Here is a 24,781-nt window from a genome sequence, read left to right on the forward strand (position 1 = left end):
TTCAACATATTAAGGCACGTTCACAAGATTATCATTATTTTTCCAAATAATCACTTAACTTTGCAACTTTATATTTTTCTCCATATAATCCTTTTTCATTGTTAGTTAAGAATATGTCTACAGCTTCTGCAGTGTAATAGCTTTGATCATTCATATGCATTACAACTACATTCCCCTTTCCTTTAACTAGTCCACCTTCTATATAATTAACAATTTCCTGTGCAGAAGTCTTTTCATAGTCATGAGTTGAAATATTTCCACTAATAGAATATTTATAACCACTTTCAAATACAGCATTTAACCCATCTCTTTTTAAAAGTAAAGTAGGTGGTCTAAAATATGGTCTTAATGAATGTAAATCCCCTATTACTTTAGCCATAACAGCATAAGATTTAATTAAGGAAGCTTCAAGCTCTTGTTTATCAGTCTCTAAAATTTCATGATTATAATTATGACTTCCTATATCATGTCCGTTTATTGCAATGGTTCTAAGTAGGTTTGGGTTAGTATTTGATATCTCACTATTAATATCTGTATATTTTGCTACTACAAAGAAGCCTGCATTTACTTTATGTTTATTTAATACATCTAATATTTCATTAATAATTGGGTCCCCTCCCCAATCGTCAAAGGTAAAGAATATAACATTTTCACCATTTGTATCAATGGTTCCGCTTTTATCAAGAGATAATTTTTCCTCTTCATTAAAGTCACTTAAATCTACATATTCATTACCTATATAATTAGTTTTTATCATACTTATTGCATCTTCAAGTGATCTTTTGCTCAATGGAATTGGATCTTTTATAATATCGTATCTACCAAACTTTGATGATGTTTCAATAGTCTTTTGCAAATCGCTTAATCTCACTACTAAATATCCTAATGGCTTTTGAACTAAATCATATGATTGTAATTCTTTATTGTATTTATTAACATACCCATTTTGAACATAATTTTTAGTTACAAGTTCAATTAAATTAGGAATAGTATCATCATTTTCAAATAAATCTGAATCCAATCTAAAATAGACTATTTCCCCTTTTTGGAGTGATACATATGAATTTACATCGAAATAACTAGCAGTAATTTCTGCTGCATTCATATCTTTATATTTAGAAATAATTGGTGACATTGAGTAGGTAAATAATTCGTAATTTTTAAAAGAAGGAATGATTTTCATTGTAGACATTGCTTCCTGAATCTCATCATCTGCATACCCGAATCCTGCCATATATGCATTTGTAATTAATCCTTTTTCTTTTAATAATTTATCCACTTCATATATTTCTCTGCAAATTTCTTCTGCACTCTTACTTAATAAATCGGAACTAGTTGTTATTCCCCCATTTCCAATTTCATGACCCTTACTTACTATTTTATTTATTCTGTCTGGATAATTTAATATTTCGTCTTTTGTTACAAAGAATGTTCCCTTAGCATTAATCTTTTCAAGAGTTTTCAATACTTTATCTAAACTAGTTTCATTACCTAATCCCCTAAATGTGTATGCTAATGACCTTTGCGTTGTATAAACTTTCGAAATTACAGGAACAAGTTTTTTATTGTTTTTTCCTAATAATTCTTTAAAATCAACTGAATCTTTGTCATTTTTAACTACTTTGTTGTCTATTGTATTGTTCTGCGTATTCTTATTATTTTCAGTATATTCATCATTTACTGGTTTTACATTATTTTGAACTTCATTGCTTTCATCATCTATGTGAGGTTTACTATTTTCTATAGCATTGGGAAGTTCTGCTGCTTTTATAACAGTTTTGTTTTGTTCATCTATAGATTTCAGAATCCATTCTACTATTTGAATAATAGTAGCTTCTTCTTCCACTTTATCTTTTCCCTGATCTATACCAGCCTGCTTATCTATTGCAGGTTTCTCTTCTTCATTCTTTTCTCCATACTCAAATTTATCAAGAACTCCATCTAATTTAATAGATATTATTGTTCCTTTTTCTAAATTACTTATATAACCATACGCTTCACCATAATTCTTAAAACTCTGATAACTTAAATAGTGGTTACTAGAAACAACATACTTATTCCCTGACGCATAAGCTGCTGCTAAGATATTAGGGTTATAAATTGTAGAGCTACATTTTAGTAAAACAGGATTTTTTCCAGTTATAGATTTTAAGATTTTATTAGTGCTGCAAAAATCAGTGATTAAATCCTCTTTAGATAACTTTTCCATATTCTTAGTGGAAGAAAGGGTACCACTTCCGATATCATGTCCACCTTTTTCAATTATTTCAACTATACTAGAATCCTCTGCTGCCTTAATTCCAGGAATAAAAAATGTTGCTTTAGTTTCATATTGGTCTAGCATATGTATTATTTTATCTATAGTATTTTTATTACTAAGTCCTTCAAATGACAATGCTACTATATTTGATGATGTATTAATATTTGATATAACCTCAACCTTTTTACTAATACTAAATGTGTTTATTGCCTTTTTAATTTCCTTTGATGCATCATATTTGCTTTTTTTAACTATATTTATTTCTCCTGAGCTAGTATCTATATTATAATTTTCATGTATAAAAATACCTATAAAAATAATAGCTAATAAAATAGAAATACCAATAATTATACGCTTTGTTGTCATATCACACCTCGTAAATTTAAATTTTAATTAATTATACTATTACTAAGGTAAAACGTATATAAAAAAGGCAAAAAAATAAAATAGCGAGCAATAGGTTTTAGCTATTGCTTGCTAATAATACAAAATAGATTATAAAATAATTCTCAGATGTTTAAATCCCAGTATTAAAAAGTTTATCCTTGGTAAATTGCTTTGGCATTCCCTTAATCAATCCCCACACTAATATACACGAAGCAATCTTAAATATAGCTCACTCAATTCACCACTAACTGAGTTTACCTTGGCCAAATAACCCTTTAAGTCCACTCCATAGGCCTTTTAAATTGAAGCTTCCGCATATACCCATGAAATGTACTTTTCTTTTATTTTCCAATATAATTCGCTCCTATTATCATATTCCTTAGATTAAGACTATGTTTTAGAAAAATGTTGATATTGATTTATTTCGTTAAGATAAAATAGTGACGATATTTTATAGCCTGAACTTTTAAGAATATTACACCAACAGGAATTAAACGGTAATCTAAGTTCCTTCTAAGAAGTCATTGGTATTGCTAACTTTGTCTCATATTAAGATGTTAATATACCTTTTCGGGGGGATAGGCAAAAACACCCTAAATGTAATAATAAAGATTATCATTGGTTAAATAAATACACTTCACTTGAACAGAACATTTTCGTTGTTAAATGGTTAGTTATCATTAAATGATTCATTCAACCTATTTGGGTTGACATTGTTTTACTTATCCTTTAAATTTAATAATAGGAACTAAGAAATTACAAGGAAGTAGACGGATATGAAAATATCAGAAAAATTCAGTATGAAAGTAGCGAGTTATATATAAGAATGTTTGCAGGAGGGATACATGCTAGAAAAAACTATAAATGTGTCTTATCTATGCTGGTTATGATATTTGGATCCATATATCTATCTTTGGATTTTAGGACAAGTAGCCTTATCTAGATTCTTTAATAAGAAAACAACTAAAAATTATAAGTATGGTTACATCAATAATTTTCTTAATAAGTTAATTATAGTATAATAGAAATGTATATTATATAAAAAGCTAATGATTCATGATGATTTTAATATTAATATTAGGAGGGATTTTTTGAAAATAAGAAAGATATGTTTCATAGGATTAATGATTTTTATCGTTTTAATATCGTTTATATTTTGGCCAAGAGATATTTATAGAATACTGGGTGTAAAAAATATTGATGAATTAAAGCCTGTATATTTAAACATTAATCATAAATATTCAATACTTGATAATGGTACTGAAATTGAAAGTTATGACCCTGATAAAATTCAGAAATTAATTGACTTAATAAAGGAATATAAATATATTAGAATTCCCTGGAAAGGTACTAGAGAACTTGATAATGAAGAGTTTTATGCTTGTAGGATTAAAGATTCTAATGATGCAATTATTACATTTGTAATAATTGGAAAGAAATATTTAATAATTAAAAGTAACTATGGTTTTTATGGCCCATATAGAGTAGTAAATAAAGAATTGGATATAGAGTTTATAAAAAAGTTTTATGAATCATTTTAATAATTCTCCATGCAATTTCTAAGAAGTGTTGAAGTAAGATATGGATTAGAAGTTCTGTTTATGAATTTTACCAAGCTTCCTATTATTTTAGGCATAGGATATTTACTTGGTGTTTTTAACAGCATGCCCTAATTCACAATGTTCCAACTAAGGGCCTTTTAGTCCACAAAGAACAAACTTTTAAAAATAGGATAGGAGCGAGCGTGGAAGATTTGAAAAAGCTTCATTTTATAACTATTGTTTTCAACTTTATTTTATTTAGTTTTTATATATATTTATTGCTTTCTAACTACTATGATAGACTATAATTACTCTCAATTATTAATGGGCGGCCCATGAATATTAGTAAATTTTACACCACGGTATTTTTTGTTATTTTTCTTTATATAATATTTATTATCATTATTATTATGATTAAATTGTATATTATTAGAAAAGATAAGATTAACTAATATATTTTAATTTATTATACTTTATGCGATGACCATTCAATTTTAACTGGTACCTTATTTCCGCCAGACCACTGTTTGCCATGTTTTTTTCACTACTGTTTTAGCAGCCTCATGAGCATTATCTAAAAGTATTCCTATAATTCTACATAGATCTAAGTGGTCTATAGAATCTGAATTTATATCATTTAAAATTTCTAGAGATATATTTATATTATCATTAATCATTGTTTTCTATATATCCGTTGAGCATGAAAATTATATTATTATAATCATGTTTGAACTTCTATATTTGAATATCTCATTGGGTTTAAACCACCAATCCAGTCTATGTTGTAACTCAATAGAGTTAGAAATATACTAAGTAAATTGATCTAAACAATTTGTAATACTTGATTTTGAAAGATGATATTTAATTGAAAATATTACAATTAGCATACGGAGGTGAATAACTATTAAATCGCAATACAAAAAAAAATTAGTTTCTTTTTATTTTATTCTTTGTATAGCTCTTATTGGATTACTTGTTTATAAAAAAAATATATCTATGAGGCTTTACCCTTCTTATTTGTATACAATACTATTTTTTGTTGGTTTTTATCATTTATTTTCGTCTAACTCATTAGGCGGCATGTTACTTTTCAAGTGGAGTATCTATATAAGAAGAATATTTGGCGTACTATTAATACTATGTAGTATAAAATATTTTTTAAGTTGAAAATTGGATATTACTATGAGAATGGGATAGACAATTATACATTATATTTGGAAACTACTTTAAATTTAAAATTTTATTATACACCAATATCTACGCCTGATCCAGTAAGAACCCAATCATTCCAAGAATAGCAAACACCTCGTTTACAGAATGTAACTTTTGAACTATTTGGTAAACTCATAATAAATCTCCCCTTTTCATTTCAGTTACTACCCCCCCCCATATTAGATAAAAATAAGATTATAAGAAAGGATATATTTATGAATAAAATAATTGTTATATTAATGATTGTTTGCGTTACTATGTTTGTATTTTTAGATATAGTACAAAGAAAAACTAATTTGATATGGTTGAGTGATGTGAAATTTATTATTATATTTATAGTAGCTATGATAGCTATATTCAATATATTGAAATGTAAAAAATAATATTTACATTTTAGTAGAATAAAAAACAAAAAACCAATAATGATTAACTATAAATTAGTTAATCATTATTGGTTTTTTTGAAAATTTTAGATTAGAGGAATAACCATAGCCAGATGCCGCATTAATGAAACCTAAAGGTTCTATTGTTATATTTCAACACAGGTTGCTGAGGTTACTCTGTTTAAATATTTATAATATTAAAATATTGCTTTAAAAAATAGTGCAGCAGCTATGCCACCACATATTGGTCCTAATACTGGAATCCATGCATACCACCAATTCGAACCTTCTTTATTTTTTATTGGCATTAAGTAATGCGCTATTCTTGGTCCTAAATCTCTAGCAGGGTTTATTGCATATCCAGTTGTTCCACCGAGTGATAACCCCATTGACAATATTATTCCACCTACAATTAGTGGTGCAAATCCATTAACCATCTTTGTATTTCCTACTCCGAGTAGTGCAAATATAAATATAAATGTAGCCATAAACTCACAAAGAAAATTATTAAGATTACCCTTTATTGCAGGTGATGTACAGAAGACATCTCTTTTAGCATCTGCATCTTCAGTTGCATCAAAATGTTTTTGGAAGAAAAGGTATACTAGTGAACCACCGAATATACCCCCTAGTACTTGGGCTAGAATATAGCCGGGAACCTTAGCCCAAGCGAATTTTCCAATTACTGCAAATCCTAGAGTTAAAGCAGGATTGAAATGTGCTCCTGATATGCTTCCGAAAATAAATACTGGAATGGCAACGGCCAGTGCCCATCCTGTTGTTATTGAAATCCAACCACCACCGTTTGCTTTAGATTTATTAAGAACCATATTTGCTACTGCCCCATCTCCTAGGAATATGAGTATTGCAGTTCCCAAAAATTCAGCTAAATAAATTGACATATTATACACCCCTTTTTAAATATTAATTCTAGATTATAATAAATTATTAAATATTTCTTTTATTGGTGCTGCAATAACTTCTTTATTAAGTAGCATCCCTGTATGTGCTACTGCATTTGCACCGACCTCAACTGCAGCTTTAACTGAACTTATGTCACCAGTTAAAGTTAAATAATATTTACCACCAATTCCCATTCCAAGTCTTACTTCAATTAACTTAACCTGAGCTGATTTTGCAGCTGCATCGGCAGCGATAACTGACGCCGCAATAGAGAAAAATTCTATTATTCCAAGCGCATCTACTTTATCTATTGTCTCATTACAATTAATAGCTTTAATAACATCTGGGTGAACACTCGAAATTAAGATGTCATCAACTACATATTGACCACCATAATTAACACCTGATTCCTTTGCAACTTTTACTGCCGCAACTTCTCCAGTAACTAGTATTATAAATTTCCCACAGCAAACAGGTTTTGAAAATATGAGTCTTACATCAGCAGACTTAAGCATTGCATCCGCTGTTCCAATTCCCCTTGCTATGCTATTAAGCTCTATTAGGGCTATTGATCTAATCATGATATCACCTCACTACTTTCAATAACTATATTCTCAGATATGTCTGTTACTTTTCCATCAATGCTTGCATGAATATTAGCTCCCATATCTTGTAAGTTTATTCCACCAATGAATTGTCCTTTGCTAACCACATCACCCACTGATACAACGACTTTAGCAGGTTTACCTATATGTTGTTTAAGTGGTATGTTGACTTTACGAGCCACAACCACAATAGCTTTATCAACAAATTTAATTTCTGAGTATTTACCCAAGTTAAGTCTTTGTACAAGCCTTGAAACTGGTATTTGCCTGTTATCTCTTTCTTCACTTAGAGTTATTTGCTCGTCGGTCTTAAATTTAACTCCCTTTTGTCTTAACTTATCTTTAACCATTATGTTTATTTGCCTAGGTGACATACCCATAGGGCATGCATACATCTCACATATTCCACATTCACAGCATATTAGCGCACTACGAAAAACTTCCTGCGTCATATCCTCTTACATTGAAATTGCTCTCATGATTTTGTGCGGTCTTAGTGGGTGCCCAAGCAAATACCTTGGACACATTTGTGTGCAGTATTGACACTGAATGCATGCAGATTTTGCTTGATTAATAATATGTTGTAGTGATACTTCTTTTCTTTCTTTAATGTAATGGTCCTTAGGCAGTACAATTATTCCACCATCAGTTTTAGTTATGCTTCTCTGCTTTACTTCATCATGGCTTAATATTTTGCCCATCATAGGACCGCCCATAATAACACAATAATCTTTATTTTTTAGTCCACCCGCAGCTTCAATGCATTTTAAAACAGGAGTTCCAATTGGAACTAAAAGTATACTTGGGTTTCCTACCTCACCTGTTACAGTCACAACTTTGTCTGTAACACTTTTACCCATCATTGCATCGTAAATACTTTTCACTGTTGCTACATTTGACACTACTGCAGAAACATTTAGTGGAATTCCTCCAGGTGGAATTATTCTGCCAGTGACTTCATATACTATGACTTGCTCATCACCAGCAGGATAAATACTTTTAAGGTAAAAGAATTCAACCCTTGAATTATTCTTTTCTATTGCAGTTTGAAGACTGCTTATTTCATTTTTGTATTTCTCTTTAATTGCAATTATGACTTTATCAGCATCTACAAGTGTTGCCATAACATCAAGAGCTTTAATTATTTCATCCGCATTATGCCTCATAATGTATTTGTCTGTTTCAATGAGTGGCTCACATTCAGCTGCGTTAACTAAGAGATATTCAACTTTACATTTTAGTTTAATATGCGTAGGGAAACCTGCGCCACCTGCCCCCACAACCCCCGCCTTGTATATTTGCTCTAATAACTCCATATTAAACCCTCCTTAAAGTTAAGATCTCTCTATTGTAAGTAATATTTTTGCAAAGATTTATTTAATTGAAAAAGTATCAGCTAAAACACATCTTCTCTTTCTTGTGAATGTCTTTGCAGAAGTTAATCCTTCTCCTGTTGGTCCTGCAATAGTAAACGTTGAGTGTCCCTCTGTTCCAAATCCTATTCCTGCATAAGAAGGTGCATTTTTAACAAAGATTGTAGTTTGAACTTCCTTTGCAAATTTACTTAAATTATCTATATTTTTAGAATGCATTACAGCTGTATGTCTATTACCATTTTCTAGTTTAATAGCAAGTTCTATGGCTTTATCAACGTTTGCAACTCTTATAATAGGAAGTATTGGCATCATAAGTTCTTCTACCGCAAATGGGTGATCCTTATCTACTTCTGCAAATATCACTCTTATTCTAGGATCAATTTTCATTCCTAAATGCTCCATGATGTAATCAGCATTTTTCCCAACAAATTTTTTGTTTATTTTCCCTTTTTCATTTAAAACTAATTTTTCCAACTTATTAAGTAAATTGATATCTGTTATTTTCATTGCACAATAATTCGACATACATTCCATTAACTTATCTGCCACCTTGTCAACTACTATAACTTCTTTTTCGGCTATACAAGGAACGTTATTATCAAAACTACACCCATCAACAATATCTATAGCTGCTTTTTCAATATCTGCAGTTTCATCAACAACTACTGGTGGATTTCCAGCTCCTGCTCCAATTGCTTTTTTACCTGAAGATAGTGCTATTTTAACTATTCCTGGTCCACCTGTTGCACAAATCATATTTACCTTTTCATGAGCAAGCATTAAATTAGTACTTTCTATACTTGGTGCTTTTATAGTAACAACAAGATTTTTGGGACCATCTACTTTTTCAATAGCCTTATTTATAATTTTCACTATAAGTACAGTAACATTTTTCGCTGATGGATGAGGTGAAAACACCACTGAATTTCCGGCCGCAAGCATTCCTATAGAATTACATATTATAGTTTCTGTAGGATTTGTTGAAGGTGTTATGGCTCCTACAACTCCAAATGGAGACATCTCATAAAGAGTAAGCCCACCATCACCAGTATCAACTTCTGGTTTCAAATCTTCTATTCCTGGACTTTTTTCAATAGCAAGCTTATTTTTCAAAATTTTATCTTCATATCTTCCCATACCAGTTTCTTCAGCACCCATTTTACTTAGCTGCTCGATATTTTTTAGAAGATCTACCCTTATGGAATTGACTATTTCACTTCTTTTTTTCAAACTATATCTTAAATATAATGTTTGCGCCTGAGCTGCCGCCTTAATAGCCTCATTCATATCTTCGAATATACCAAAGCTATCTACCTCATCATCTTTTGATTCATCTTCCTTTAATTTACCCTTTTCCATTTTCAAATCTTTTACTATACTTTTAACCATTTTCTCTATGTCTAAAACATTATAATCATTCATTATAACTTTTCTCCTCTCATTTGGTCTTAATTAATCGGTAACATCAATATTGTCTATAATCGCCACTATAGCTCTGTCTATGGGACTATTACCTTCATCAAATACTTTTGATGCACCACTCCCACTAGTTACAAGTACAATTTCTCCTTTACCTGCTCCTACAGTGTCTATTGCAACTTCTCTAGTTCCAAGGGGCATATAGTCTGTACTAATTGCTTCTACTATAAGTATTTTCTTTCCTATGAGCTTTTCATTTTTAGTTGTAGCAACTACTAATCCAACAACTTTTGCTAAATACATATATATACCTACCTTTTTATTATTTTTATTCCTTTTTCATCACATAGATCTTTTGCCAGAGATGTTATTATGGAAATTTTCGGAACTAATATCTTCTTGCTTTTACTATTTAGTGCAATATCTTCTCTAGAAATTATTTTCTTATTTATTTCAACTTCGGCATTATTACAATTTTCAACTTTATCTACTCTATTTGTAGCATATTCAAAAACATTATTTGAATTTAGAAGTTTTATGCCAAATGATTCTAATCTATCTAAATATCCTTTAATCATATTAACAAATGCAGGAGGTATATTTTTATATCCAACTTTTTTTCCATTCAAGTTATCTAAATCACATGCATCTTTAACGGCTATTATTTCAGTTCCACTGAGAATGCATTTTGATATTAACCTAGTCGGAAGTGTATCACATATTCCTAGTGCTACTTTTGATAAAGTGTTTACTGTTAAATTTGCTCCTATGAGAAGGTCAAAATTTTCATTATAAATTTCCTCATTATAATTACATTTATCATCAATATAGATATCTTCTTTATCAAATAATTCATTTAATACGCTCATATCCACTATGTTTTCTGAAAATTCCGATAGTACTGCTTTCATCTTGAAACCATGTTCTTTTAATTTTTTTAATTCGCTTAAACTTTCTTCTAGTCCAATTGTTGAACCCGTGAAAATCACAAGTACTTTTTTATTATTTTCATTACCAATTTTTAATAATACCTGTTCTGTAATCAGCTTAACAAGCATTTCTAAATCCATAGTTATCACCTCACTAAATAGATCCCATTGCAATTCCTAAGGGTGTAACTAAAAGTGGCCTCTTAGGTTTTACAGTTTCTACACCTGTAACACTCTCAAATACTTCTTCAAAATCTTTAAAACTACAGGCACCACCTACTACATATATTTTCTTCACTTCATATCCATTGAGGTGTCTTTTTACAATGTGTGCCATTTTCTCAACTACAGGCCTTACTAACATAGAATTATCTTTTTCTTTTTTAATATCTTTCTTAAGTATTTCAGCATCCTCAACAGGTATTTTATAATTCCCCGCTATAACCAAACTCATATGGATGCCTCCAGTTGGTTCATCAGCAGTGTATAATACTTTTCCGTCCTTTAAAATGCTAACTCCTGTAGTTCCTCCACCAGCATCTACAACAGCGCCATCAAGAATTCCAAGTACCAAGGCTGCAGCGGTTGGTTCATCCAGTATATTTACAACATCAATCTCACAAGAACCAAGTACATTTGCTATAGTTTTCGCATCGGCAGGATCTATCCCTGGTGGAATAGCGCAAGAAGCGCAGGTTATCTTTTGGCCGAGTATTGTTTCTACCTTTGACTTAAGATCTCTTACTATTTCAACAGCTCCCATAAAATCTACAACAAGTCCATCTTTAATAACTGTGGCTGGGCTTGAAGCTCCTGCTATTGGTTTATTATCTTCATCGACAACTGATATTACGATATTTGCAGTTCCAAGGTCTACACCAACTTTTAGATTACCTTTAAAATTTCCGCATTTTTCGAGGTCTATTAAATTTTGAAAAATCTCAAGATTTTTATTAGCGTCTTCTAAACTCATTACCTTTTAAACCACCTCTCTTGAAATCTTTATAGCATCTCCATTCTTAAGTCCTGATGCATTAGTTTCTTCTACATCGATATGAATTTCTGGTCTAAAATTATCAGATACCCTCAAAGTTACATTATGGAACGTAATTTTCCTAGCACCGCTAGTTGTTACAGATACTAGTTCTCCATCTTTATATCCGTATTTGTTTGCATAACTCGAAGATAAATGAATATGCCTTGAAGCCACAATTACACCACTATTTATCCTAACTTCGCCTTTTGGTCCTCTTAAAAATATTCCAGGAGTGCCCTTAATATTTCCTGATTCTCTAATTTGTGCATCCACACCAAGTGTAAAACTATCTGAAATTGAAATTTCTAATTGAGTTTCAGTTCTTGTTGGTCCAAGTATTGTTATTTTGTTAAATGATCCTTTAGTTCCAATTACTTCAACAGTTTCCTTTGAAGCATATTGACCTGGTTGAAGATCTTTTGTTTTAGTTAATTCGTATCCTTTTCCAAATAATATTTCTAAATCATGAAGGCTAAGATGAATGTGTTTATTCGACACGCCTACAGGAATTAATTCATCATCAGTCTTTTTAAGTTGTCTTCTAACTTCATCTATCACTTGTAGTACAACTTTATCTATATCTATAGGTTCCTTAGCCATGTGAAAATTCTCCTTTATAAAAACTATATTATTTAATCACTGTATAATTTATAATGCACAATCAAAATTGAATTTCTACATAATTTATGAATTAAAATTTAGTAGATCTCCACTTTTAAATCGTGCATTATATGTTATAACTTAGTATTAACTACTATGCAAGTGTCTTTGGCAATATTTTTTCTGTATCAATATGTGGTCTAGGAATTACATGAACTGATACCACTTCTCCAACTTTTTCTGCTGCTGCAGCGCCAGCATCTGTTGCTGCCTTTACTGCACCAACATCTCCTCTTACCATTACAGTTACTAGTCCAGATCCTATCTTCTCATATCCTATCAAATTTACATTTGCGCTTTTAACCATTGCATCTGCTGCCTCTATTGCCCCAACTAATCCCTTAGTTTCTATCATTCCTAATGCATCTTTCATAAAAAATCCTCCTCTAATCATTTATTAGTTTCTATTTGTTAACTATACTGTAAGTGTCTTAGGTAAAATACTTTCTGTGTCACCATGAGGCCTTGGAATTACATGAATTGATACTACTTCTCCTACATTTCTTGCTGCAGCAGCACCTGCATCTGTTGCCGCCTTTACTGCACCAACATCTCCTCTTACCATTACAGTTACTAGTCCTGATCCTATCTTTTCATATCCTATTAAATTTACATTTGCACTTTTTACCATTGCATCTGCTGCCTCTATTGCTCCAACTAAACCTTTTGTTTCTATCATTCCTAATGCATCATTCATAATGAAATCCTCCTCTTAATTTTATTTAGTTATGATGGATGCAAGCATTCCTAGGATCACCTTTTTTTCTAGGACACGCTGGATCCATACATAAATTACAAGTTGCCTTTGTTTCTTCTATATCCTGGATATTTATTTCATCTATTTCCTCTGATTTATCTATATCCTCGATATTTATTTTATCTATTTTATCTATTTCCTCTGATACCTCGTAAGTATCTTCTATATTAATTTCTTCTTTTACAGAAGGTTTATCTTTCTGTAAGTTTTCATTTGATCTTTCTAATCCTACCGTCTCATCTGTAATTATCAACTTGACCAATTTCTCATCCGGCCTAGCAATAACAGTTGTACTTAAGACAGTATTTACTTTTGCAGCAGATACTTTTGCAGATTTTATTGCTGCATTTACAGCTGAAACATCACCTTGTATTTTCACGGTAACGAGTCCATCTCCTTTTGATATCTCATAACCTATAAGATAAACATTTGCAGTTTTAAGTGCAACATCCGCTGCGGCAATTGCTGCCACAAGCCCAACCGTCTCTATAATACCTAATGAAAGTTTAATCATAGCCTCCCCACCTCCCTCACTTTTGACTAAGCTTTGGAATTATCTTCAGCCTCCAATAGTACATTCAAGACCAAATCCTTCTACTATTTTTTTGAACTTATTCATAGTATCCTCATCAGGTGTATTAATGACCTTACCCATTGTGTAATCTCGTCCTAAGTTCTCATACTTATTGGCTCCAAGCTTATGATATGGTAATAAATCTAACCGCTCTACTCCATTTAAACTTTTCGCAAACTTTGCAATATCCGTTATGCTAGTTTCATCGCAATTAAATTCTGGAACAACAGGTACTCTTATGATGAGCTCTTTACCTAATGTTGATATTCTTTTAGCATTTTCAATTATTTGCTCATTACTTACATGAACATATTTTTTATGTTTTTCATTATCTAAATGTTTTATATCTAAAAGTACTAAATCAACAAAGGGAATAATCCTATCTATCACCTGAGCACTGGCATATGCAGTAGTTTCTATTGCTGTATGCCATCCCATTGCTTTGCAAGCTTTTAATAGTTCAATTGCAAATTCTGGTTGCATAAGTGATTCTCCTCCGGATAATGTAACTCCACCTCCCGAGCGCCTGTATTGAACAGTTTCTTTTTTAAGTTCAGTTATTACCTTTTCCACTGTAGTTTCTTCTCCAGATTTCGTAAAACCTCCTGGATAACAATTGTCAGCACAAGTTCCACACCCTATACACTCATCTCTGTCTATTCTTCCAGGTCGATTTTTATCAATTGCGCCTACAGGACATCCTTTTACACATTTTCCACACCCAGTACAATTCTTTTCATTAAACATAATTTGAATAAAAGGATCTTGGGATTCTGGATTACTACACCAATCACAATTTAAAGTACATCCTTTAAAAAACACTATTGTTCTAACACCTGGTCCATCATGAATAGAAAAGCGCTGCATATTGAAAATTGTGCCACTTTGTTTATAGTTAATTCCTTTTATCAGCATCAACTTTTCCTCCTTTTAGAAATACTTGAATCTTATATTTAAAAAGTTTGTTCTGTTCTTTTTATAATATCATCTTGAATTGCTTTATCTAAAGAGATAAATTGTGCACTATATCCAGCAACGCGAACTACTAAATCTCTATATTTAGTTGGACTTTCTTGCGCTAGGACAAGAGTTTCCTTATCAATTACATTAAATTGTACATGCATACCCTTTTGATCGAAAAAGCTTCTAACAAGTGATGCTAAATTATCGAGTCCTGCACTTCCCTGAATTGAACCTGGATGGAATTTTTGATTTAATAAAGTACCATTAGATGCAATAAAATGATCTAATTTAGCTACTGAATTTATAGCAGCAGTTGGTCCATTACTATCAGCACCTGTAACTGGAGATACGCCATCAGCCAACGCTTCATGTGCTTTTCTACCATCCGGTGTCGCTCCAACAAGATCACCAAATAGAACGTTTATTGATGCTGGATATAATCCTGCATGGAAAGTACCACCTCTTGGATTTCTATGTTTTTCAACTTCTCTACAGTAAATAAGTGCTCCTTGTCTTGCAAGTTCATCAACTTCATCAATATCATTACCAAACTTAGGGGCTCTATGAATTAACATTTGCCTTAAATCCTCAAGGTCAAGCTTTGAAGCTTTGTTTTTTAAAGTCTCATTTAAATTGATATTTACTGATTCCTTTATCTTGTCTGCAGATATTTGATCATTTTCAAATAATACTTTTTTAACTTCAGCCATAATTAATTTATATGTTAAATCTTCTTCACTACCGCTAGTACATTCAGCAGTTTCGCCTTCACCAAAGTTAGTGTCAAGACCTTCTTTCAATTGTGATAAAGTTATTGCTTTAGTGTCAAATACAAGCTTTTTAATAGCTGCAAAAGAATCTCCTACATTCGCAACACCAACACCTTGAGGTCCTGTAAAGTTGTAATGTGCTCCACCTTCTTGAAGTGATTTACCAGCAGAAATACAGTCATCCACCATACATGATACGAATGGTAATGGAGCTCTCTCTCCGTGAGCAATATCAACACAATTGTCTGCAACTGATAATTGATAAACAAAGTATTCCATTTGTTTTTGGTAAGCCTCAACAACTTCTTCAATTGACTTAAATTCTACAAATTCTCCACTCTTAGGTCCAATTTGTTTTCCATTACTCATACCATTATTTATAGTTACTTCAAGAAGCCTTGCTAAGTTAAAGAAACCTGAATCATGCCATCCCTCTGTTTTACCTGGTTTTTGAGGTTCAACACAACCAATAACTCCATACTCTCTGGCATCTTGAATTGTGAGTCCTCTATTGACTAATGCAGCAATAATAACTTCATCACTATAGAATGCTGGCATGCCAAGTCCGAGTCTACTTAGTTCACAACTTCTTAATAAAAATTCATTAGGAGTTTTATTCCATATTCTTACTGAAAATGATGGAGCTGATAAACTTACATGAGCTGTAGCATCCATGCACATATAGGATAAATCATTTGTTGCATCTTTGCCCTCTCTAGTTTGTCCACCTACGCATAGGTTTTGGAACATTGGATATCCACCAAATGCCTTTGTTGATACTTCATCTCGAACTTTATTAAGATCATTTAATTTAACCCATACACAATCAATAAGTTCTTGAACTTTATCTATATCAAAATTCCCTGAATTTAATTCCATCTCATAATATGGATACATATATTGGTCAAATCTAGTTGGAGAAATAGAATGTCCATTTGATTCTATATTTATAATTGCATGAACGAACCAAAATGATTGGCAAGCTTCATAAAAATTAGTTGCTCCGTTTTCAGGTACTGTTTCACAATTTTTAGCTATTTGTAATAATTCCTTAGCACGAACCGAATTAGATTCTTTTGAAGCCATCTCTCTTGCGAGCTTTGCATATCTATGGGCATAATTTATAACAGCCTTACAAGAAACTATTACAGAATCCCAAAATATTTTTTTCTTAATGTATTCAGGGTTTTCTTTATCAGCATCTTTAATTGCTAATTCAACTTCTTCAATAGTACCCTTATATCCTTTTGTTAAAACCTTTGCATAATCTACAGATACATGTCCTACTCCATTAAAATAATAGTTAGCAACTGTAAATACGTTTTCATTCATTGCCTCAATGGTTTCTGGATACATATAAGATGTAGCTAGTTCATTAGTAGTTTTACCTTCCCAATACTCAAATACTTCTGTAAGTTGTTCTTTTGCCTTTTCAGTAATTTGGAATGAATCTCCTTTTCTCTTTCCTACAGTTTCAAGTTCATCTTTAATCCATTTATTTGAAAACTCAGGATAAATTTGAGATGATCTTGCGTTTTGAGTCAAACTTCCAACCACTAGTTCTTGATCTCTTATGATAATAGGAATTTCATTTAATATCTTTTCAAGTGCTTTAGCTCTACGAACTATTGCAGATTGCCCTTCTGTCTCTTTAAATGAAGCTGTTATTAATAACGCTCTATCAACTTCAATGCATGGAACTGCTGTAAGTATTTGTTCCTTTAATTCCTCTATCCTCTTTGTAGGTTTACTAAATCCTGATTGTAAAACGTACATATTAAAATTTCCTCCCTTAAAATAATTTATTATTAACTAAGCTATTTTCAATTCTTTAACTCTTTTATTATGTTAAATATAAGGAGTTGTTGTTGATTGTGGAGCTTCGCCTAACGTTCCAAGCACTTGTATTCCAACTTCTCTCGCTGCAATTACCGCTTCCCTAACAGCTCCAGAATCTCCACTGATTAAAGTAGTACATTCATTACTAAAGCTTGTACCATGTGCTGGGGAACAAAATCCAACTATATCAACACTAGCAGCTTTGACTGCTGTATCTGCAATAAGTACTCCAATAGCAGCTGGTGCTCCTACAATTACTCCAAAAGCTTTACCAATTGGTGCTCCAAAAGCTTTGTTACAAGCATAACTTGCCCTTGCAGTATATTGAAGCTCTATGTGTCCTGCATCATTTCCATAAACATCTCCAAATGTTCTATCTAATTCTTTTAAAGTAATTTCTACTGCTCGCCTTGCGTCAGAAACATCATCTGCACCGAATATTATTAAACTACCATGTCCAGCTCCACCTTTGGTATCTCTTGGAAGTTCAACAGCTATTATCTCTGTATTAGTTGACTTAACAGCTTCATCTGCAGCCATTATTTGAGGGCCAGCACCTGTTCTTCCTCCAATAATTCCAATGCTTCTATATTTCTTATCAATGTTCATTGACTCATGTAATGCGGAATCAACATTTGCAATTACTAGACCTATTGTATCGCCTATAGCAGTACCAACAAATTCTGTAAGTCCACATTTTTTACTAGTAGAACTTTCCACTTCTTTCTTAGTAAGTTCCTCTAAAACGTTTTCTTTAACCTCATTTGCTTCTAATTTTTCATCACTTTTCCCCATACTCTTCATTACTTCTGACATGATTTGTTCAATTAATTCATCTTTCAAAATAAGCACCTCCATAAAGTCTATTTGATTTTTAATATTTATCACTAGGAAATGTAAATATATAAAAATACGTATTTCTTTTATAAGTAAATATTATCAGAATTTTAAAAACACTTTTAATACTTATTAGTCATTTGTATGTAAACAATTACACTCATTGCAACTGTATTTTTATGCACTGTAAATTCATAATGATACTTTTTTGTACTATAAACGTATTATTTTATACATTCATACTTCCTTAGAATATGTTTTATATGTTCAAATCTCGTATTCTAGCCATAGTAAAAAAAGAAGGCATACCCGCTATAAAGGATTATGAAAACTTTTTAAGTTTTCATAATCCTTTATAGTTTGTATGCCTTTTATATTTAAGCTTTATACCTATCTCTATTTAATTCTAATATGCAATGTTTTGTCTAAACTTCGTAGGTGTTATACCTTCTATTTTTTTAAATACTTTACAGAAATAATTTGGTTCATTATAACCAACTATAAAAGCAATTTCATTAATGTTTTCATTTTCTTCTTTAAGCATTCTTTTGGCTTCATTAATTTTTCTTGTAGTCAAATAAGTGTTAAAATTTACACCTAATTTTTTCTTAAATAATTTACTTACATAACTAGGAGTTAAATTTATATATTTAGCTACCTCATCTAAGCTAATATTTTCTCTATATCTTTCTTCTATATACACTAATGCATTTTCTATTTCTTGGCTTGTACAAATTAATCTATCAGAAGTTATATACTTTTGTAACACTTCGATTATTTTTTCAGGTCTAACAGGTTTTAATAAGTATTCATTCACCTTTATATTCAAAGCTTTTTCAATATAATTCTTATCATCATAAGCTGTGAATATGATGATTATCTTATCTTTATCTTTAGTTCTTATTTTTTCCGCTACCTCAAGTCCATTAATTAATGGTATTTTTATATTTAGAATTAAAATATCCGGATTTAAACGTGAATTAAGTTCAAGTGCCTCTTTACCATTTATTGCTTCAATAAATTCAATTTTGCCTTGAATTTCACTATTTATAATCATTTTCAAGGCTTCTCTTTCTAAATACTCGTCATCTGCAATCAATATTTTACACATACTCTATCAACCCCATTGCATTATTTATAATTAACAGGATAGTATCTCATTTACAAGATAGGGATCTTTATTTTAACTTTAGTCCCAATTTTTTCTTTACTTTCTATTTCAATTTTATATTCTTCTCCATAATAAGATATCATTCTATCATTTAAATTACATATCCCCATTCCTCTAGATGTTGATTCTGATTCATTTGAATTCAATTTCCTACTATTTAGTAGATTCTTAAGTTTATTTTTACTAATACCTACCCCGTCGTCTTCAATAGTTACTACGGCATCATTGTCTATCATGCGTGCACTTATTCTTACTAGACCTTTCTTTTCTTTAGGTTGAATTCCATGAATTATAGAATTTTCAATAAATGGTTGAAGTATCATTGCTGGTATTTTAACTTTTTTAACCTCATCTTCTATTTCAACATTATATTTTATTTTATCACCAAATCTTACACTTTGGATTTTTAAATATCTTAATAGATTTTCTATATCTTCTTGTAGTATCACTTTCTTGTCCGTACTTTTCAAAGTGTATCTTAGAAGTTCTGCCAAAGTATAAGCTACTTCCTCAGTTTTCTTAGCCTTTTCCATCAAAGCCAATCTTCCTATGGAATTTAGTATATTAAATAGAAAAGGAGGATTTATTTGAGTTCTAATTGTCTTAAATTCTGATGCTTTAAGTTCTTTTTCTAATTCTAAAATAGTTTTTCTATCTTTTGCCAGCTTACTGTTATTATTGTTTATTTCCTTTTCCATGAGCTTAACCATGGATTTTTCTGCTAGTTGATTAACCACTGTATAAATTAAAGATGCTATAGCCTCAAGTTTTTCATACTCTATATAAGTAGTCTGCTTATAAGCCTCTACGAGCTTTGGGTTATCAGTCCATATACATTTGTTTTGTTCCATATCAAATATATTCTGCAAATTGTCATTCTCTGTTCTTACTTGTCCACAAAGAACAGCACCAATATATTGACCTTGTACAATTATAGGTGCAGAAAAGTCTACTAGTCCAGCTGGACATCTGTACATATATGGCTTTTGTCTAATAGCTGCTTCCAGTCCTCCATGAGCATCAGATTTACAACAAATTTCTAAACCCTCTGGAAGTCTTCTTAATTCGTTGCAAAAACTACAAAAATTAGATGCTTTTGTTATTGGCTTTCATCTAAAGTCTACAGTTATAAATGATACACCTGTAATCATTCCAAATTTGTCTTGTATATCTTGCAGGACAGTTATGTCAATTATATCTTTAAAGTCAAGGTTTTTATTATTCAGCACACTAATCCCCCCCATATGAGCAATTATAAAACATAATTAAATGTTGCAAAGCTTCTACCTTTATTATTTTTAACATTCCATATTAATGACCTAAGTATGCAGTTTTTAAAATATTGCACAATTCCTCTTTTGTAGCTTTCCTGGGATTTCCTAAGGTACATAAATCATCTAATGCTCTCTCACATAACTCATCTAAAGATTCATTAAATACGCTTTCTTTAATTCCTAAGTCTTTTATTGTAAGTGGTATATTGAGCTCACTATTAAGTACCTTTAATGACTTAACAAGCATTACTACTCCTTCTTTAAAGTCGGAATTTGGAAGTCTTAATATATTAGCTATTTTTGCATATTTTTTAGCTGTTTCAAAAGTATTGTACTCGTTTTCATCAAATAATCCACAATTAAATTCTATGATATATGGTAATAATATTGCATTAGCTTTACCATGGGATATTTTAAATTCCGCTCCAATTGCATGAGCTAAACTATGATTTATTCCAAGACTTGCATTTTCAAAGGCAATACCTGCCATACATGATGGAATATGAATTTTTTCTCTACTTATTGTATCTAATCCATTTTTATAAACTCTTACTACATGCTCAAATATATTCTCTATGGCACTTTGTGCTAATGCATCTGTACAATCAGAGGCATTATTAGAAACAAAAGCTTCAAGTGCATGTGTTAACGCATCCATTGCAGTATCTGCCATTACAAATGATGGTACTGTCTTTGTAAACTCCGCATCTATTATAGCTACATCAGCATACATTACATTATCTTTTAATGTTATTTTTTTATTTTCCTGCGAATCTGTTATAACAGCGTAAGAGGTAACTTCCGAACCTGTTCCACTAGTAGTTGGAATTGCTATAAAAAATGGTTTTGGCAAAATTTCATCTTCTACTTTATCTTTTAGCATGTCCATAAAATAAATAATTGCCTTTGAGGTATCAATTACAGAACCACCTCCAACAGCAATTATTGTATCCGCCTTAAAGCTCACGAATTTTTTAAGCACATTTGTTACAATTTCCATAGTAGGTTCCGGCTCAACTTTGCAGAAAACCTCATATTTAATAAATAACTTGTCTAATATTTTCGTTATCTCTTTTGTCATTCCAAGCTCAAACATTACTTTATCGGTAACAATAAAAACATTATCGCTCTTTAACTCTTCTAAATATTTTATTGAATTCCCCTCATGTAATATTTTTGCTGGTACTTTAAATGTTTTCATATGTATGCTCCTCTATTTTTCAGAAATGCATAGCTTTTATATTTCATTTTCCTAATTATATTCATATTACTATATTAACTGTTAATTTTCAAGAACTTAAATCTTAAATGCGTTTGCAGTTATTTCTATACTTCAAGTTAAAATAACGCTCTAAACTCAGTTACGAGTTCAAAGCGTTATAGATTTTAAAAAGATAATATGTAATTTTTAAACCTATTTTAAAATTACTACCTTATCTTATTAAGACACATGGGTTTTAATGCATCCTTTATATCATTAATGTCTTTATTCATACTGCATTCAACAGCCGCAACAACTGACCCTTCAACAAAAGCTGTGTCGAGTATTTCAACTTTACCTTTCATATACAAAGGTAAGCTTTCAGTTGCCATGTCTGAATTCATAAATGCACTTCCAAGGTCAAAAATAACTATAACTCCATCTTCAGAATAAACTTCTTTTATAGCATTAATTATCTTGTTTATATCTGTTCCTATTCTCCCATCTTCCGTACCTCCAGCTGCAGCAATTGATACTCCTTCTGCCATCTGGATTGCAATCTCCTTTACTCCCTCTGCCACCTTTAGGCTGTGAGATACTAGTACCATTCCTACCATTCCTATCTCTCCTTATAAAAAATTATTCTGTTAGTTTTTTTACCTCTTCATAAATTACGTTCAATATTAAATAAGTTGATGTTGCTCCAGGATCTTGATGTCCTATGCTTCTTTCCCCAAGATAGCTTGCCCTACCTTTTGTAGCCACTATTGTCTTTGTAAATTCAACTCCAGCTTTTGCAGCTTCTTTAACATTAAACAATATTTCAACAGGATTAAGTTTTGACGTTACGCCTTCTTGTAGTGCATTAATAGCTGGAACAACGGCATCAACCATTGTCTTTTCTCCTACAGTGGCCTTACCTCTTAGTTTAATTCCCTCTAATGCTGCTTCCATTATTTTTAAAAAATCAACAATATCTAAAGTTTCATTATCATTTACTACTACGGCAGCTTTCATAAAAGCTGTACCGTAAAGTGGCCCTGCTGCTCCTCCCACATTAGAAACTAGGGTCATTCCAACAGATTTAAGTATATCTCCCGCCTTGTCACTGGTACTGATTTTAAGTTTTTCTCTCACCGCATTAAAACCTCGAGTCATATTAATTCCATGATCTCCATCACCAATTACTGCATCAAGCTCTGTAAGAAAAGCCTTATTTTCATCCATTACATCTGCTATTTTATTAACTATATCTACCAACTTTACTGTGGTTATACTCATATTTATTCTTCCTTTCCATAAGGAGGTATTAAACCTCCTTTTTTTACCTGCATTATTTCCAAATTTTACGATCTATGTTTTAAATTAGATACACTTAAATGCTGGTGTATCTGCAGGTGCATCTAATAATTGTTTTAATTCAGTGTCCAATTTTAATATACTTATTGAGAATCCTGCCATTTCAAGGGAAGTCATAAATTCTCCTACAAAAGTTTTATGAATTTTTATTCCTTTTTCAGTTAATATTTCATTAACTCTTTTATTGGCAATATATAATTCCATTAAAGGAGTTGAACAAAGGCCATTAACTATCACAGCAACTTCATCACCACTGCTAATTTTAATATCCTCAAGAATTTTCCCTACAATATGATCAACTATTTCACTAACTGGCTTTAACTTTTCTCTATGAGTACCTGGCTCACCGTGTATACCCATACCTATTTCAACCTCATTTTCATCTAAAGTAAAATTTGCCTTACCTGCAGCAGGCACAATACATGAGCTAAGTGCCATGCCCATACTTCTTACATTTGCTATAACTTTCTCAGCTACAGACTTTACTTCCTGAACACTTCCGCCTTCTTCGGCTTTTGCGCCGGCAATTTTATGAATAAATATTGTTCCGGCTATTCCTCTTCTACCAGCTGTAAATGTGCTATTTTCAACAGCAACGTCATCGCCAATAATTACGCTCTCAACCTTAATACCATCCATTTCAGCTAGGTCTTTCGCCATTTCAAAGTTCATGACATCACCTGTATAATTCTTTATCACAAGTAGAACGCCTGTCCCACCATCAACTGCTTTTATAGCTTCATAAATCTGATCTGGAGTTGGTGATGTAAATACTGGACCTGCTACTGCAGCATCTAACATTCCTTTTCCAACATATCCACCATGTGCAGGTTCATGGCCACTTCCTCCACCACTAACAAGAGCAACCTTTCCCTTAATAGGGGCCGTAGTTCTAACAAGAACATTAGCATTCTCAAGTTTTCTAACATACTCCGGATGTGCAGCTACTATACCACCTAACATATCCTCCACCACAAAATCAACATTGTTAATTAATTTTTTCATAACTTTTCCTCCACTCCATCTTTTATTATTTTCCCTAAAGTAATCTGAACCCGTGTCTAATAACGTTTACAGTTTGGACCTAATCATAAGTAACTGAATTTGGTATACCTCAAATATATTTTTCTATAAACACTATTAATTATAATTGTTTTGTATATAATTGTCAATAATTAATAAGTGATTAAAAAAACTATTATAATTCGTTTATGATAATGTCCTAGTATACCGTTTTTGATTATGTCCCAAATTTACAAAAATATAGTGTAGAATATACCTCACAAGAATGTATAAATGAGGTGTTCATAATCAGAAAGGTTGAC

Annotated in this window: 27 protein-coding genes; 4 read left to right on the plus strand and 23 right to left on the minus strand. The window is 31.5% G+C overall.

Features of this window, described 5'->3' with window-relative positions; translation table 11 throughout:
• Window positions 1–34: 34 nt before the first annotated feature.
• A complete protein-coding gene (locus ACJAX4_RS03515) occupies window positions 35–2,626 on the minus strand; it encodes a polysaccharide deacetylase family protein (RefSeq protein WP_435788069.1) in 2,592 nt (863 codons plus the stop codon).
• 847 nt (window positions 2,627–3,473) lie between these two features.
• On the opposite strand from ACJAX4_RS03515, the gene ACJAX4_RS03520 reads away from it, so the two are divergent.
• The 3 genes from ACJAX4_RS03520 (at window position 3,474) to ACJAX4_RS03530 (ending at window position 4,320) form a co-directional block, all read left to right on the plus strand.
• Window positions 3,474–3,590: an accessory gene regulator B family protein gene (locus ACJAX4_RS03520; RefSeq protein ID WP_435788070.1), complete on the plus strand. Its 117-nt coding sequence runs from the start codon at window positions 3,474–3,476 to the stop codon at window positions 3,588–3,590.
• A 148-nt stretch (window positions 3,591–3,738) separates the two neighbouring features.
• A complete protein-coding gene (locus tag ACJAX4_RS03525) occupies window positions 3,739–4,188 on the plus strand; it encodes a hypothetical protein (protein ID WP_435788071.1) in 450 nt (149 codons plus the stop codon).
• A 9-nt stretch (window positions 4,189–4,197) separates the two neighbouring features.
• Window positions 4,198–4,320, plus strand: a complete 123-nt coding sequence (locus tag ACJAX4_RS03530; protein ID WP_435788072.1) for an accessory gene regulator B family protein — start codon at window positions 4,198–4,200, stop codon at window positions 4,318–4,320.
• A gap of 374 nt (window positions 4,321–4,694) precedes the next feature.
• On the opposite strand, the gene ACJAX4_RS03535 is transcribed toward ACJAX4_RS03530, so the two are convergent.
• Complete coding sequence (locus ACJAX4_RS03535; protein WP_435788073.1) at window positions 4,695–4,865, minus strand: hypothetical protein; 171 nt, start codon at window positions 4,863–4,865, stop codon at window positions 4,695–4,697.
• Window positions 4,866–5,615: 750 nt separating this feature from the next.
• Between ACJAX4_RS03535 and ACJAX4_RS03540 the strand changes: the two genes are divergently transcribed.
• Complete coding sequence (locus ACJAX4_RS03540; protein WP_435788074.1) at window positions 5,616–5,783, plus strand: hypothetical protein; 168 nt, start codon at window positions 5,616–5,618, stop codon at window positions 5,781–5,783.
• A 197-nt stretch (window positions 5,784–5,980) separates the two neighbouring features.
• Here ACJAX4_RS03540 and ACJAX4_RS03545 read toward each other — a convergent pair whose 3' ends face one another.
• The 21 genes from ACJAX4_RS03545 to dhaK form a co-directional block, all read right to left on the minus strand.
• Window positions 5,981–6,685, minus strand: coding sequence for an MIP/aquaporin family protein (locus ACJAX4_RS03545; protein WP_435788075.1), 705 nt, complete (start codon window positions 6,683–6,685; stop codon window positions 5,981–5,983).
• Window positions 6,686–6,718: 33 nt separating this feature from the next.
• Window positions 6,719–7,267: a BMC domain-containing protein gene (locus ACJAX4_RS03550; protein WP_435788076.1), complete on the minus strand. Its 549-nt coding sequence runs from the start codon at window positions 7,265–7,267 to the stop codon at window positions 6,719–6,721.
• Complete coding sequence (locus ACJAX4_RS03555; protein ID WP_435788077.1) at window positions 7,264–7,743, minus strand: hypothetical protein; 480 nt, start codon at window positions 7,741–7,743, stop codon at window positions 7,264–7,266. Before ACJAX4_RS03555 ends, ACJAX4_RS03550 begins: the two co-directional genes overlap by 4 nt.
• Window positions 7,744–7,749: 6 nt before the next feature.
• Window positions 7,750–8,607, minus strand: a complete 858-nt coding sequence (locus ACJAX4_RS03560) for an SLBB domain-containing protein (protein ID WP_435788078.1) — start codon at window positions 8,605–8,607, stop codon at window positions 7,750–7,752.
• 57 nt (window positions 8,608–8,664) lie between these two features.
• On the minus strand, window positions 8,665–10,089 hold the full coding sequence (locus ACJAX4_RS03565; protein WP_435788079.1) for an aldehyde dehydrogenase family protein: 1,425 nt from the start codon (window positions 10,087–10,089) through the stop codon (window positions 8,665–8,667).
• A 30-nt stretch (window positions 10,090–10,119) separates the two neighbouring features.
• Complete coding sequence (locus ACJAX4_RS03570; RefSeq protein WP_435788080.1) at window positions 10,120–10,389, minus strand: EutN/CcmL family microcompartment protein; 270 nt, start codon at window positions 10,387–10,389, stop codon at window positions 10,120–10,122.
• A gap of 8 nt (window positions 10,390–10,397) precedes the next feature.
• Window positions 10,398–11,156 (minus strand): flavoprotein, encoded by a 759-nt coding sequence (locus ACJAX4_RS03575; RefSeq protein ID WP_435788081.1) that lies wholly within the window; start codon window positions 11,154–11,156, stop codon window positions 10,398–10,400.
• 13 nt (window positions 11,157–11,169) lie between these two features.
• On the minus strand, window positions 11,170–11,988 hold the full coding sequence (gene eutJ, locus ACJAX4_RS03580; RefSeq protein WP_435788082.1) for an ethanolamine utilization protein EutJ: 819 nt from the start codon (window positions 11,986–11,988) through the stop codon (window positions 11,170–11,172).
• Between the two features lie 6 nt (window positions 11,989–11,994).
• A complete protein-coding gene (locus tag ACJAX4_RS03585) occupies window positions 11,995–12,651 on the minus strand; it encodes a phosphate propanoyltransferase (RefSeq protein ID WP_435788083.1) in 657 nt (218 codons plus the stop codon).
• Window positions 12,652–12,805: 154 nt separating this feature from the next.
• A complete protein-coding gene (gene pduA, locus ACJAX4_RS03590; RefSeq protein ID WP_435788084.1) occupies window positions 12,806–13,084 on the minus strand; it encodes a propanediol utilization microcompartment protein PduA in 279 nt (92 codons plus the stop codon).
• Window positions 13,085–13,126: 42 nt separating this feature from the next.
• The gene (gene eutM, locus ACJAX4_RS03595; protein WP_435788094.1) at window positions 13,127–13,411 is read right to left on the minus strand and encodes an ethanolamine utilization microcompartment protein EutM; all 285 of its coding nucleotides are present in this window, start codon (window positions 13,409–13,411) and stop codon (window positions 13,127–13,129) included.
• 22 nt (window positions 13,412–13,433) lie between these two features.
• Window positions 13,434–13,982: a BMC domain-containing protein gene (locus ACJAX4_RS03600; RefSeq protein WP_435788085.1), complete on the minus strand. Its 549-nt coding sequence runs from the start codon at window positions 13,980–13,982 to the stop codon at window positions 13,434–13,436.
• Window positions 13,983–14,027: 45 nt separating this feature from the next.
• Window positions 14,028–14,957 carry a glycyl-radical enzyme activating protein gene (locus ACJAX4_RS03605; RefSeq protein WP_435788086.1) on the minus strand — a complete coding sequence of 310 codons (930 nt, stop codon included), beginning with the start codon at window positions 14,955–14,957 and terminating at the stop codon, window positions 14,028–14,030.
• Window positions 14,958–14,995: 38 nt separating this feature from the next.
• On the minus strand, window positions 14,996–17,551 hold the full coding sequence (locus tag ACJAX4_RS03610) for a glycyl radical protein (protein WP_435788087.1): 2,556 nt from the start codon (window positions 17,549–17,551) through the stop codon (window positions 14,996–14,998).
• Between the two features lie 72 nt (window positions 17,552–17,623).
• Window positions 17,624–18,457: a propanediol utilization microcompartment protein PduB gene (gene pduB, locus ACJAX4_RS03615; RefSeq protein ID WP_435788088.1), complete on the minus strand. Its 834-nt coding sequence runs from the start codon at window positions 18,455–18,457 to the stop codon at window positions 17,624–17,626.
• 400 nt (window positions 18,458–18,857) lie between these two features.
• Window positions 18,858–19,562, minus strand: coding sequence for a response regulator transcription factor (locus tag ACJAX4_RS03620; protein WP_435788089.1), 705 nt, complete (start codon window positions 19,560–19,562; stop codon window positions 18,858–18,860).
• A gap of 50 nt (window positions 19,563–19,612) precedes the next feature.
• Window positions 19,613–20,725 carry a sensor histidine kinase gene (locus ACJAX4_RS03625; RefSeq protein WP_435788095.1) on the minus strand — a complete coding sequence of 371 codons (1,113 nt, stop codon included), beginning with the start codon at window positions 20,723–20,725 and terminating at the stop codon, window positions 19,613–19,615.
• Between the two features lie 208 nt (window positions 20,726–20,933).
• Window positions 20,934–22,097, minus strand: a complete 1,164-nt coding sequence (locus ACJAX4_RS03630; RefSeq protein ID WP_435788090.1) for a 1-propanol dehydrogenase PduQ — start codon at window positions 22,095–22,097, stop codon at window positions 20,934–20,936.
• Window positions 22,098–22,324: 227 nt separating this feature from the next.
• Complete coding sequence (gene dhaM, locus ACJAX4_RS03635; protein ID WP_435788091.1) at window positions 22,325–22,714, minus strand: dihydroxyacetone kinase phosphoryl donor subunit DhaM; 390 nt, start codon at window positions 22,712–22,714, stop codon at window positions 22,325–22,327.
• Window positions 22,715–22,736: 22 nt separating this feature from the next.
• Entirely contained in the window at window positions 22,737–23,378 is a 642-nt protein-coding gene (gene dhaL, locus ACJAX4_RS03640; protein WP_435788092.1) for a dihydroxyacetone kinase subunit DhaL, read from the minus strand.
• An 84-nt stretch (window positions 23,379–23,462) separates the two neighbouring features.
• The gene (dhaK, locus tag ACJAX4_RS03645) at window positions 23,463–24,461 is read right to left on the minus strand and encodes a dihydroxyacetone kinase subunit DhaK (RefSeq protein ID WP_435788093.1); all 999 of its coding nucleotides are present in this window, start codon (window positions 24,459–24,461) and stop codon (window positions 23,463–23,465) included.
• Window positions 24,462–24,781: the final 320 nt, after the last annotated feature.

The sequence above is a fragment of the Clostridium sp. genome (assembly GCF_051278035.1).
Taxonomy (GTDB): domain Bacteria; phylum Bacillota; class Clostridia; order Clostridiales; family Clostridiaceae; genus Clostridium_AD.